The sequence below is a fragment of the Pantoea sp. EA-12 genome (genome assembly GCF_030053355.1).
GTDB classification, from domain to species: domain Bacteria; phylum Pseudomonadota; class Gammaproteobacteria; order Enterobacterales; family Enterobacteriaceae; genus Pantoea; species Pantoea vagans_C.
The window spans coordinates 317,344-329,957 of record NZ_JASGBY010000001.1 but is presented as its reverse complement, the minus strand read 5'-3'; the positions used below and the strand labels follow the sequence as shown (position 1 = coordinate 329,957).

The window sequence follows — 12,614 nt, the reverse complement described above, 5'->3', positions numbered from 1 at the left end:
GAGATGAGGTGGCGATTTATTTGATGTTACTGCGCACCACCGGTGTGTTGTTCATTGTCGCGCTGGCGTGCAGCGTGATTGGCGGGTTAAGCAATGCGGCACTGTTGGCGGTGATTAATCAGGGTTTAGGCGCCAGTGATGCACAGCGCTGGCACTTAGCGTGGCAGTTCGCGCTGCTGGCACTTCTGATGCTTGGCACGCGCACGCTGAGTCAGTCACTGTTTATGGCAATGGGTCAGCGCTGCAAAGCCGAGTTGCGCCGCAAGCTGGTACAACAGGTGGCGGATGCCGGTTACGCCCAGCTGGAACGGCACGGCATGCCGCGCGCACTCAGCATCCTGACGCAAGATCTCGATCAGGTGGTGGTATTTTTTATCGCCCTACCCAGCTTTGTCATGTCGCTGGCGGTGATCCTGGGTTGCATGGGTTATCTCGGCTATCTCTCGTTGAGCGTGATGGTGATTGCGCTCGTGACCGTGCTGGTTGGCTCGCTCGGCTATCACTGGGTTCACGGCCGCGCGTTGAAGTTGATGCGCCAGTCACGCCAGCGTGAAGAGACGCTCACCGGCGAAGTCAGTGCGTTGTTTAGCGGGGCGAAAGAGCTTCGCCTGCACGCACCGCGCAAGCAGGCATTCCTGCACAACAAACTGTTTCACACCATTGAACAAGTGCGGGTCGAGCGCACGCGTGGCTATGTGCTGTATGCCCTCGCCAACATCTGGGCCAGCGTATTTTTCTTTGCATTTATCGGCGTGGTGATGTTTTTACTGGCGGACAGACTCAATGTGCAAGGTGCCGTAATGTCAGGCTTCGCCATGGTGTTTCTCTATATGATCGTGCCGATTGAAAATGCGCTCTCCGCCCTGCCCGGCCTAACCATGACGCAGGTGGCACTCAAGCGTATCAACGCCATGCAACAGCAACTGCCACCCGAGCACACCCACTTTGACGCACCACCGCTCAGCTTCCAGCGCCTGGAACTGCGTGCTGTCACCTATCGCCACGATGCGTTTCAGCTTGGACCGATTACGCTGCAGTTTCAGCCCGGTGAGTTGGTGTTTCTTACAGGAGGCAACGGCAGCGGAAAAACCACGCTCGCCAGGTTGCTGACGGGCTTGTATCCGGCTGATAGCGGTCAACTGCTGCTGGACGGCAAAGAGATAAATGCCGTCAATCGGGCGGGTTATCGTCAGCTGTTCTCTGCGGTATTCAATGATTTTCACTTATTTGAAGATTTGCAGGGTATTAATAGCGCACGCTGGAATGATGACGCTCAGGCACTGCTGGCGGCGTTGCAATTAACGCAAAAGGTGACGCTGGAGGAGGGAAAATTCTCGACGTTAGCACTCTCCACCGGGCAGCGTAAGCGCCTCGCGCTGCTGGTGGCCTGGCTGGAGGACCGTCCATTCTATCTGTTTGACGAATGGGCCGCCGACCAGGACCCCGCCTTTCGCGAGGTGTTTTACCACCAGCTGCTTCCCGCGCTGACCGCTCGGGGTAAAGCAGTGGTGGTCATCACTCATGACGATCGCTATTTCCACCTTGCGGATCGCTGTTTAAAACTGGAATGGGGTCAGTTGGTTAACGCTTAAGTCTGGCGGCCGCCGCTTCTGTTGCCACGCGGCGGCGGGTAATAAAATCCTGCATCTGCTTTTGCGCCTGTGAAAGACGTTCGGGTGAGGCGCTGCGTGGCGACCCGGCGTTAAATGGCGGTGCCGGATCATACTCCATCTGCAGCTGAATATTTTCTGCCACCTCACGACCAAACAACTCTTCCGCCACGGTCAACGCAAAATCGATCCCCGAGGTCACACCCGCCCCGGTGATGCGGTTACGATCCCGCACCACACGTTCCGCAACCGGCGTTGCACCCAGAAGGCTGAGTTGATCAAGCGATCCCCAATGGGAAGTGGCGCGATATCCTTGCAACAATCCCGCGGCCCCCAACACCAGTGAGCCAGTGCACACCGACGTCACCCATTGCGCGTTTTGCGCCGTGTGCCGCACAAAATCCAGCGTCTCCTCGTCGTCCATCAGCGCAATTTGCCCTGGACCACCGGGAATGCAGATCAAATCGAGTGGCGGACAGTCAGCAAAGGTGGTGGTCGGCACGATAGCCAGGCCGCGATCGGACATCACCGGTTGGCGATCTTTCCAGATAAGGTAGTTATTCACACCGGGTATGCGGGCAAAAACTTCCCACGGGCCGGTCAGATCGAGTTGTGTCAGATTGGGGAACAGCAGCAGACCAATGTTCAACGGCGAGGAAGCGGCCATGATAGGCTCCAAAGGGGAATCAGAGCGTTATCATGGCCTTGTTGCTAAAACGATTGCAATACGTTAGTTAAGTATCGGTTTTGCTAACGGCTGTTTTACGCCATCGGCCAGGGCAAACAGCGCCTCCACACGGGCTTTCTCTTTGTCATCGACAGGGATAAGGATGCCACACAGCACAAACACCGCGACGTTGCCCGCCAGTCCAACAATCCCGCTGGTGAGAGAACCCAGCGCCGGGATGTCATCTGGGAAGAACACCGTCAGAACAATGGCGATAATGATGCCAGTCATCATGCCCATTAACGCGCCTTGCTTGTTGCCGAAGCGGCTAAAGATGCCAAAGAACAGCGGGACCGCCAGCTGGATAATGCCCTGATACGAGATCTGTGCCAGCAACTGCAAACGTGAATAGTTAAAGGTAAAGTACGCCAGCAGTGCCGCAGCCACGATAAACACCACCATGCCCGATTTGGCCAGCACCGTCAGTTGGCGATCGCTGCGCGGTTTATTCCAGGTGGCAAGGTCGTTGGCAAATTGGGTGCCACACACCTGCACACAACCGTCCACGTGACCGATACTCGCCGCCAACACGATGACCAGCGCCAACGCCAGCAGCCAAGGGCCGCCTTGATCAAACAGCGCGGTAAAGAAGCCGTTTTGTGGATTGGCCTGAACGTTAGGATCCTGACTCACTGCCGTGGCAAACAGCATCAGGATGGCGTAAAAACCGCCCACCAGCAGAATGGTCAGCAAGGTGCCTTTCTTCACTGCGCGAATACCACTGGCGGTGTAAATACGCTGGAAGCTCATTGGCCAGCACATCGAACCAATCACACCGGTAAAGATCAGGCTGAACATATACCACGGACCATAATGCGATCCTTCAGCGCCGGGGATCTGCAACATCGCTGGCGGCAGTGAGGCCAGTTGCCCAAAGCCATGGTCACCGCCAAACAGCAGAGCGACACAGACTAATGCACCCAAGCCATAAGCGATGATGCCTTGATACATGTCTGTCATGATCAGACCGCGCATCCCCATGCTCACCGTCCAGTATTGACGGACCAGGATCAGCAGCACACCGGCGATCAAACAGGTGGTGACGCCCCAGCGGCCAAAGCTGGCGAACTCCACCAGCAGTGCCAGGGCCTGAATGCCCATCACCACCCACGGGAACACGCAGATGATACCGATAATCGAGGCCACGCGTTTTACCGCTGGACTGTTAAAGCGCATGCCGAGCAAATCGGGTTGTGTGGTGAGATTGAAATGCTGCCCCCACTTCCATGCACGTCGAGCCATCAGATACATCGCGGTGACACCCAGCGTTGAGTAAACCGCACCGTAAAAACCAATGACGCCGCTGACTGACAATGAAAAGAATGCGGTGAAGGTTGCGCCCGGCCACCACGAGTTGGTGTAACTCATGGCGATGTACCACGGACCATAGGATCGACCGCCCACTGCATAATCAGAAAACGAGGTGCTTTTACGGTTAGTGGCGTACAACACCGCGATCATGATCGCCAGAAACAGGCCAATCATGCCAAAGGTAATCAAATAATGGGGTTCTGCTGCGCTAATGTTCATGCTACTTCCTCGTCATCCGGAATCTCACCAAAGGCACATTCCGCCAGGTACATCACCCATAATCCCACACCGAGAAATACCGCTATTGCCAGCCAGTAAATAATCGGCAGTGGGATCCCCAGAAATAACGCGCTGTTACCGCTCACGCTTAAATAGAGTGGCGGGCACAGTGCCAGCAGTAATAATGCTGCCAGGTATAAGGCAAATATTTTATTTTTAATACTAATGCGGGCGCGCAATTGCTGCGCCATGACCATCGAACTCATAACAACCTCCGAATATTACAATGACGATGAGCGCACTCCTTTACCTGCTGAAAAACAGCATTTCCCCGTTGGTGCTATTTAAAATTCTTTTAAAACAATCCTACGCCCTGAATCATTCGCGGCACAGCAAGGCGACAAGAGAGCCCATCCCCATGAAGTCAGTGACTGGGGTGGACATCCGCAGCCAACGCCGCTGTGACTCGAAGTTTGACGGGAATATTAGACAGCGCGCAGCCAGTTCTCCCAATCCGGATGATTCAACACGCTGCGTGCGCGTAAGTTCTTCCACGCCCCATATTTAGAAAAGTCAAAATCAATATCCGCCACATGATGCTGAATAATGGCCCAGGTAGACCACTTCATATCGGCAAGATATTTATGAATTTGTACGCGAGCAAATAAGGCGTTATCGACTTTGCCGAAATAATCTTCCAGTAATTCCTGCTCAATTTGTGGCGTAAAGAACATTTCGCCAAACCACAATGCCAGTTCATAGCAGCGATCATTATTCGAAGCGTATTCAAAATCCACCAGCCGAATATCATCGCTATCATTAAGCATGAAATTACCCGCGAGAGTGTCATTCATGCAGGGCACCAAATCCAGCCCTCCGGCCTCTAATGCGCGCTGCGCACGCTTGGCCTGTTTGTGCAACCAGGCGGCATCGGCGGAGAACGGTACGTTCAGCGCCGTCACCTGCTCAATGTGCTCATCCAGCATGTCGAACACGGTTTTATTCTGTTTGAGCAGCGGCTGATCGTTGAAACTCTTCAACCCCTGTAACGCACGATGGCGAATGGCCCGCTGCTGAAAATCCAGGTTCGACGAGGCACGCCAGCCGTCAATAAATTCGAAGATCTCAACGCCCAGGTCGCGCAGATAAGCCACCACCGGCACGCCATAACCGGTTTGTGCCGCTTTCAGACTGGCTTCATGCGCGGTATCACGATTGATGAAACGTTCTGTACCTTCACCCGGAATCTTCACAAAGTAGGCACAAGGCGCACCCTCCACCGCAACGTGCCAGTTTGCGTTGGAGATCCCGCCACTGACCGGACGATAGTGCACTGCCCTACCCTGCCATTCCGGCATCGCTGCAATCGCTTGTTCAACCCGCTGCTCTTGCCAGCTCTGCGCTTCACCCAAGGATTTACTCATTTCGCCTTCTCCGCAGTCAGGTTCAACCAACGTTCAAAACGGGGATCGCTCGCACTCTGGCGACAACGCAACAACTGCCATTGCCCGAGTTTGGCAAACTCCAGCCCACGCGGGCTGGTCGCGCCGTTTAGCATCCCCCACAGCGTCCAGTGATAATCATCAACAAAGGCATACAACCGGCAGCGTGCCACATCGGCTTCACTGCAACTGCCGCGCCACGTCCGGATGGCATCACGCCAGCGATCGTCAGTGGGCAGCTGTTCATGGATTAACGTGGCAATATCGTGCCAGGCATCACCTTGTGCAGCGTAATCAAAATCGAGTAAACGCCATTCACCTTGTGGGTTCACTACCCAGTTGCTGGCGATGTTGTCCCCGTGGATCAGCACCGGCTCAAAAGGGGTGGCATTGATTGCCTGCCAGGCGAGATCGACACACTCCCCCAGCCAAAGCATCTCATCAGGCAGCACCAGCGCCGCCTGCTCCGCTAACCCGCGCAGCCGCAGCATATCTTGCTGACGAGAGTGTGAGGGCAACGGCAATCCGGATTGATGCAGTCTGTCCAGGGTGCGCGTCAACGCGGCAAAATGTTGCGGGTCACGCAATTGTTCCAGCCTGGCCCAGTGAAAATCGCTATCCAGTGCCGTAAAGATCAACACGCCTGCAGCTGAATCGACATGACATAACGTTGGCGAGATACCGAGTTCGCCTGCCTGTCGACTGATTTCAGCGCTGCGTTGAATATCAATCAGTGCCTGTTGGTCATCAAATAACACTTTGGCGTAATAGTGCTGACCGTTCGAGGTCAGGCGAAATCCTGCCCACTCCGTCGCTAAACGATGCGGTGAGGCAACTCCCGCCGTTCCCGGCTGAAAATCAAACTCAAGTGCTGGCTGCCAGCCCGCCAGCGCCTGCTGCAAACGCGTCAACATGGAGTGCCCTCGCTGGTTAGACAGAGTTGACTCAACAACGCCATCAGTAAATCGAGACCCGTATGCAGGTCAGCCGTGGCGGTAAATTCGTGCTCGTTGTGGGAAAGCCCACCGGCACTGGGTACGAACAGCAGCGCACTGGGGCAGTGATAGCTGAGGCTGATAGCATCGTGCCCCGCCACCGATCGCATGGGCATTGCGCTTAATCCCAGCGCCGTTGCCTGAGCAAGCACCAGCTGACTCAAATCAGCATCCAGTTGCTGGCGCGGACGATAGTGCGCGCGGTCGAGGCTGACATCCGTTGCCGTCATCTGAGCAATCGATTGCATCTTTTGGCTAAAACTCTCCTGCAACTGTTTTAACAACGCCTCATCAGCAGAGCGAAACTCAATAAACAGCGTGGCCTTTGACGTCACCACGTTGGGGGAATTCGGGGCGGTTTCCACTCTGCCCACCGAGGTATGCAGGATGTTGCCATAATGATCAGCCTCGGCGCGCACAGCGACAATGGTGTGTGCGGCGGCCAACAGCGCATCACGCCGACGCTGCATTAATGCGGGGCCGGTATGGTTCTGTTCACCACTGAAGGTGACCTGCCATTTCAGCGCCGCCCAGGTTTCGGTCACCACGCCGATCTGCTTGTGTTGCTGCTCCAGGTGCGGGCCTTGCTCGACGTGGAGTTCGAGATAGGCTGATAAGGGCAGCCCCGGTAACGGCGTACCGCAATAGCCGATGTCATGTAAGGCGGTTTGTAGTGAGATACCGTCGCCATCCACACAAGCCAAAGCCTGCTCCAGCGTCATGGCACCGGTAAATACTGAACTGCCGGTCAGGCTGGGCTGAAAACGCGCACCTTCCTCATTGGTCCAGTTCACCACCGCCAGATTGCGCTGAGCAGATTGCGGGCTATCACGCAACTGGCGCACCAAAGAAGCAATGGTGGTCGCCGCACCGGTCACACCGTAGGCACCATCAAAACGGCCACCCAACGGCTGGCTATCCAGATGAGAGCCGCACAAAATCCACGGCGCGCCTTCTCGCAACGTCATCAGACCAAAAATGTTGCCAATTTCGTCGATATGAACCTGAAAACCCTGCTGGGTCAGCCAGGTACAAAAGGCATCGCGCATCTGCTTATCGGCCTCGGAGGCCGTCAGGCGATGCAAGCCTCCTGCGGGCGTCGCACCAATACGGCTACTGAGGGCAAATAGCGCATCAAATGCCTGATAATCTTGCGCTGTCATCCGCGGCATTACCGGGATGGAGGATGTTGACATGTGCGTTCTCCAGACTCGCTACAAAAGCTGCCGCCGGTGGCGCATTGGTCACTAAGGTGTCGACCGCGCTAAACGGCAGCGTATTCACAAACGTTCGCAGTCCAAATTTGCCTTCATCTGCCAGAATCACACTCTGGCGACAGTGCGTGCTCAGCACGCGCCTCAATAACGCCTCAGGCTCTTCGTAATCCATAAACCCGTTCTCCCGATCCACGGCACCAATCCCCATAAAGGCGATGTCGTAATGGAACTGTCGAGCGAACTCCAGCGTATGGGGGCCAATCAGTGCGTTATCATTTCGCCGTACGCGCCCTGGTGTTAGCGTGACAGCATTCTCGCTTTGCTGCGTTAACAGCGCGGCGATATCCATTGAGTTCGTGATCACTTTCAGACGCGAAAACCGCGTTAACTGCTGCGCCAGGGCCAGCGTCGAGGTGCCGGTATCCAGAAACAGCGCCATCCCCTCTTCCACCAACTCGCTGGCCAGTTGCCCGATGCGTACTTTGGCGCGCGGCTTAATGCGGCTACGGATCTGTAATGGCTGCTCCTCACTCGGCACCGGTAAAATGGCGCCACCGTGTACCCGTCGCAACACGCCTTGCTCTTCCAGATACTTCAGGTCTCGGCGTATCGTCTCTTCCGATACCACGAACTTTTGCGCCAACTCCGTCACGCGCACCCGTTTTTCGTGGCTCAAAATCCGTTTTATTTCATCGAGTCGTGGCTGATTAATCATGCTTACCTTCTGTTTATCTACGCCAAACTCGCAGTATACCTTCGTGTGGTCGCAAGCGGCTTCCTACAGAGCGGGTTGATGTTGATCCCATGGCATCAGTGCTTCCAGTGCAGCGCAGAACTGCAAGACATCGCCTTCTGCATAGCGGCGGCCAATCACCTGCAAGCCCACTGGCAGCCCTTCTTTGGTGAAACCACAGGGAAGGGTTGCTGCCGGATTGCCGCTTAAATTGAAGGGCCAGGTGAACGGCGTCCATCGTGCCCACTCCACACCACTGTTGCCGTTGGCTTGCGTCTCCGGCACGTGACGACCGGCCGCGAAAGGCAGAATTGGTAGCGTGGGCGTTATCAGTAAATCGATCTCATCAAAGAGCGCATGCACCTGGCCGTTAAAGGCCGCACGCTGTTTTTGTGCCGCCAGGTAATCCGCCAGGGTCAGGCTTTGTGCACGTTCGATCAGGGCAGCAAAGCCGGGATCGAGTTGGTCAAGCTGCTGTTGCAAAGCAGCACCATAGGCCACGCCACGCCCGCCGCTCCATAAGGTATCGAAAGTATCAAATGGCGATGACCAGGCGAGTGGACCGGTACTGAGCGTTACAGGCAGCGCATGCGCAATCTGTTCCACCGCCTGTTCAACGCAGGCCGCAATTTGCGCATCCACCGGCGTATTAAACAGTGTTGGGCTGTAGTGAACCCGCAATCCAGATAAGGGCTGATCGCAACGCGCCAGCCAGGATTCCGTTTTGGCGGGCAGCGCCTGATGATCACGCGCATCCGGCCCGGAAAGCAGATCGAACAGCAGCGCACTGTCGCGCACCGTCCGCGTCATCGGCCCGGCGTGGCTCAGCATCTCGGTGGCGGACCACGGCCAGGTGGGAATGCGGCCCAAGGAGGCCTTGAGCGCGAAAATACCGCAAAAAGCGCCGGGTATACGTACTGAGCCACCGCCGTCAGAACCCAGCGCCGCTGGCACCATGTGGGCAGCCACACTAATAGCTGAACCGGAACTGGAGCCGCCGCTGGTTAATGCCGGATTCCACGGATTGCGGCCGTGGCCAAATACTCGGGAGTAGCTCGAACCTGTCCAGCCAAACTCGGTAGTGGCGGTTTTGCCGATAATGATCGCCCCTGCCGCTTTTAACCGTTCAATAATGGGCGCATCGCTATCCGGCACATTATTCAATGATGTCAGTGACCCTTTGGTGGTGCGCAATCCCGCAGTGGAAAACAAATCTTTAACGCCAAAAGGCACACCATGTAGCGGTCCACGGATTTTGCCCTGCTGACGTTCGCGATCGCAGATAACCGCTTCTTCCATTGCCTGCTGGTCATAGACATCACCAAAGGCATTTAATGTGGGATTGTGGGTTTTAATCTGTTTCAGGCAATGCCCAACCAGCGCTTCGCTACTGCTCTCACCCTCGCGGATTTGCTGAGCTGCGCTGAGTACATCGGGAACACGCTGGGATAAATCCTGCTTAACCACCATCTTCACACCTTACTGACAGACCATACTATGAGGGTGATAGTCGCAATAGTTGATGTGTGAATCAAGACCGTCAAATGTGGTAAATGTGGGATATGTTGTATTTAACAGGACTGAGTAATAGGAAAAGATGATGGTTAAAAAGTCAGCAACATGACAAGGAAGTGGCAGTTGGATGAAGGTTTAAATCCGCAAGGCGCATCAGCATTCACTTGCGGGCTTTGGGTCCTTATCACTAAACGGGGCGGTTTTTGGCGGATTCAGGCTTCACTGCGTTGCCGAATCGAACGCAGTGATAACAAAATCATTTGGAAGAAAATCGTTGTGGCTTTACAGCCAACCCGCTTTTTTCAAGCGTGACCACATCAGACCACAAATCATCAGCGTGACGATCAGCACCACCGGATAGCCAAAATGGGTTTTCAACTCCGGCATGTCCGAGAAATTCATGCCGTACATACTGAAAACAATGGTGGGCACAATCAGTACGGCCCCCCAACCAGCGAGCTTTTTGTTTACCTCACTCTGCTGAACCGAGACTAATGCCAGATTGACTTGCATGGCGCTGGTGAGCATTTCCCGCATGTCTTCGGCATCAATCATCACATGGTGTGCATGGTCCTGAACATCACGCAGATAAGCGCGCAGGTTTTTCGGAATAATATCTTCATGGAAGCGAGCCAGCTGCGCGCAGATTTCGGTGACCGGCATGGCAGCGTTGCGCAGCGAAAGCAATTCACGCCGCAAGTGGTAAACGTTCTCCAGCGTTTTACTGTCGAAACGCGTGGTGAACATGCCGTCCTCCAAATCCCCAATGCGGGAACTGAGTGATGCGGTGATTTTGCTGTAGTTATCGACAATAAAGTCGAGGATGCAGTAAAACGCATAGCCCGGTCCCTGGCATAGCATGGTGTGATTTTTTTCGGCTTTTGCGCGAATCGCCGCATACCCTTCTGAAGAGCCGTGGCGCACCGTAATCAGAAAGTTTTTACCGAGGAAAAAGTGGGTTTCCCCAAAGCTGATACGCTGCTGGTCGTCAAGGTGAGCGGTTTTCACCACGATAAATACCGACTCGCCATACTGTTCAATCTTCGGGCGCTGATGGGCCACCAGCGCATCCTCGATCGCCAACTCATGCAGGCTAAACTCCTCCTGCAAAGTCTGCATAAAACCCGGTTCAGGCTGGTTCAGGCCCAGCCAGATAAAGGCGTTTTCATCTTTCAGCACTTCGCTGATGTCGGCGACATCGACATGCTCTTCACGTTTGCCGTGGCGATAGGCCACGCAGTTAATCACCATTTTGCTGCTGTCCATGTTGTTATTCACTCTCTTCATCATAGTGTCAGCATCATCTCGACGCAGGGAAGATCGGCTTTGGCTAACGCGGAGGGGTATAAGGCTTCTCGCACTGTGCTGAAACCGTGGAGGAGGTAAAAGCCGCTGGCATTCGGGGTAGCAGCCAGCGTCAATTGTTTGAAACCGCGCAGGCGCGCTTCGTGGATAATCGCCGTCATAATCGCACTGGCGTAGCCCTTACCGTTGCACGCGGGCAAGGTGAATATCGCCTCGACGCTGCCGCTCTTGAGGTCCAGAAAGCCTGTAGCCGCCACGCCATGTTCAGGATCGTCTATGACGAAGAACGGATTACCTTTAATCGCTTCAAAGTACCCCGCAGGTAACGCATCGGGCGTCCACGCGGTGATCACCTCAGCGGGATACACCGACTTGCAACCATGGCGAATGGCAAGATTGCGGATGCGCCAAAGTACGGCGGCTTCGTCAGGGTGTGCTAAGCGCGGGGTCATATGTCCTTCTCTTTAGGCGATTTCCGGATGCTTCACAGTAACAAAATCGATGCGCCGCGTTTGTTGATTTTGCTCACGGCACCCCAAAGTAGCGTAGCAAAGCCGTCATCACTGCCGCGCCGATGATCACCAGGATCAGCGGGGTACGACGCCACGCCAGGAACACGGCAAACAGCACGCCAGCAATACGCGCCACGCCGGCAAAGTGACTGCCTTCAAACAGTGCCGTGGTGACGGCAACCGCTAACAACAACACCGTAGCCGCATCCGATAGCATGTTGCGCACGCTGTCTGACATCTGCATCCGGCTGCCCAGGCGGTAACCGGCAAAACGCATCGCATAGGTGCCCACCGCCAGCAGTGCGATACCCGCAATCACTAAGTTATTGTGCATTTTTACGCTCCCGCCAGCTCAGCAAACCGAGTAAGGAGAACAACACCGGCATACCTGCTGGTACAAAGGGGGTGACTAACACGGACAGCACCGTGCCCAGCGTGGCCGGAATGCGCGTACGACGCTGACGCAAAGCAGGAAAAATCAGAGCAATCAGGATCGCCGGGAACACAGCGTCGAGGCCAATGGCGGAAACATCCGGAATAAACCGCCCGATCACTGCACCGCACACCACGCTCAGCGGCCAGATGGCAAAAATCCCTAAACCACAAATCCAGTAAGCCGCACGGCGCTGGCCGATTTTCTTTTGGGAAATGCCGAACACCACGCTTTCATCATTCATGATGTGGCAGCCTAACAGGCGACGACCGCCCTGCCCGACCAGATCTTTAACGGCAATACCAAAAGGTAAATGGCGCGCGTTGACCAGTAAACCGGCCGCCGCTGCGGTTAATGGGCTGCCTCCTCCGGCGACAATACCGATAAACAGAAATTCTGAAGCGCCCGCCAGCACCAGCGTGGAGAGTGCAATCGGCACCCACAGTGGAAAGCCATCCGCCGCCGCCAGCGAACCGTAAGAGAGACCGACAATCCCATCGGCCAGACAGACAAGGAAAATCGCTTTTAAAACGCCGCGATCAAGCGGAACTGCACCCAGACGCATCACAATTTGATCTCATATCGAACAAGAAAG

The 12,614-nt window shown here is 55.2% G+C and carries 13 protein-coding genes; 1 reads left to right on the top strand and 12 read right to left on the bottom strand.

Features of this window, described 5'->3' with window-relative positions; translation table 11 throughout:
* The first annotated feature begins 8 nt into the window (after positions 1-8).
* Positions 9-1,592: a cyclic peptide export ABC transporter gene (locus tag QMZ30_RS01525; RefSeq protein WP_283226078.1), complete on the top strand. Its 1,584-nt coding sequence runs from the start codon at positions 9-11 to the stop codon at positions 1,590-1,592.
* On the opposite strand, the gene QMZ30_RS01520 is transcribed toward QMZ30_RS01525, so the two are convergent.
* From QMZ30_RS01520 to QMZ30_RS01465, 12 genes are all read right to left on the bottom strand, one after another.
* Positions 1,582-2,277, bottom strand: a complete 696-nt coding sequence (locus QMZ30_RS01520; RefSeq protein WP_283226077.1) for a DJ-1/PfpI family protein — start codon at positions 2,275-2,277, stop codon at positions 1,582-1,584. The genes QMZ30_RS01525 and QMZ30_RS01520 overlap by 11 nt on opposite strands.
* 63 nt (positions 2,278-2,340) lie before the next feature.
* A complete protein-coding gene (locus tag QMZ30_RS01515) occupies positions 2,341-3,867 on the bottom strand; it encodes a sodium:solute symporter family protein (protein WP_283226076.1) in 1,527 nt (508 codons plus the stop codon).
* Positions 3,864-4,133: a hypothetical protein gene (locus QMZ30_RS01510; protein WP_039330260.1), complete on the bottom strand. Its 270-nt coding sequence runs from the start codon at positions 4,131-4,133 to the stop codon at positions 3,864-3,866. Before QMZ30_RS01510 ends, QMZ30_RS01515 begins: the two co-directional genes overlap by 4 nt.
* A 219-nt stretch (positions 4,134-4,352) precedes the next feature.
* Entirely contained in the window at positions 4,353-5,291 is a 939-nt protein-coding gene (locus QMZ30_RS01505; protein ID WP_283226075.1) for a choline kinase family protein, read from the bottom strand.
* On the bottom strand, positions 5,288-6,223 hold the full coding sequence (locus QMZ30_RS01500; protein ID WP_283226074.1) for a phosphotransferase: 936 nt from the start codon (positions 6,221-6,223) through the stop codon (positions 5,288-5,290). The genes QMZ30_RS01505 and QMZ30_RS01500 overlap by 4 nt, the downstream gene beginning before the upstream one ends.
* Entirely contained in the window at positions 6,217-7,500 is a 1,284-nt protein-coding gene (locus tag QMZ30_RS01495) for a M20 family metallo-hydrolase (RefSeq protein ID WP_283226073.1), read from the bottom strand. The genes QMZ30_RS01500 and QMZ30_RS01495 overlap by 7 nt, the downstream gene beginning before the upstream one ends.
* On the bottom strand, positions 7,439-8,236 hold the full coding sequence (locus QMZ30_RS01490) for a DeoR/GlpR family DNA-binding transcription regulator (RefSeq protein WP_039330253.1): 798 nt from the start codon (positions 8,234-8,236) through the stop codon (positions 7,439-7,441). Before QMZ30_RS01490 ends, QMZ30_RS01495 begins: the two co-directional genes overlap by 62 nt.
* Positions 8,237-8,299: 63 nt before the next feature.
* Positions 8,300-9,724 carry an amidase gene (locus QMZ30_RS01485; RefSeq protein WP_283226072.1) on the bottom strand — a complete coding sequence of 475 codons (1,425 nt, stop codon included), beginning with the start codon at positions 9,722-9,724 and terminating at the stop codon, positions 8,300-8,302.
* Positions 9,725-10,051: 327 nt separating this feature from the next.
* Positions 10,052-11,020 (bottom strand): magnesium/cobalt transporter CorA, encoded by a 969-nt coding sequence (gene corA / locus QMZ30_RS01480; RefSeq protein ID WP_283226308.1) that lies wholly within the window; start codon positions 11,018-11,020, stop codon positions 10,052-10,054.
* Positions 11,021-11,055: 35 nt separating this feature from the next.
* On the bottom strand, positions 11,056-11,526 hold the full coding sequence (locus QMZ30_RS01475; protein WP_283226071.1) for a GNAT family N-acetyltransferase: 471 nt from the start codon (positions 11,524-11,526) through the stop codon (positions 11,056-11,058).
* 73 nt (positions 11,527-11,599) lie between these two features.
* Positions 11,600-11,920 (bottom strand): AzlD domain-containing protein, encoded by a 321-nt coding sequence (locus tag QMZ30_RS01470; RefSeq protein WP_283226070.1) that lies wholly within the window; start codon positions 11,918-11,920, stop codon positions 11,600-11,602.
* The gene (locus QMZ30_RS01465; RefSeq protein ID WP_283226069.1) at positions 11,910-12,584 is read right to left on the bottom strand and encodes an AzlC family ABC transporter permease; all 675 of its coding nucleotides are present in this window, start codon (positions 12,582-12,584) and stop codon (positions 11,910-11,912) included. Before QMZ30_RS01465 ends, QMZ30_RS01470 begins: the two co-directional genes overlap by 11 nt.
* Positions 12,585-12,614 lie beyond the last annotated feature (30 nt).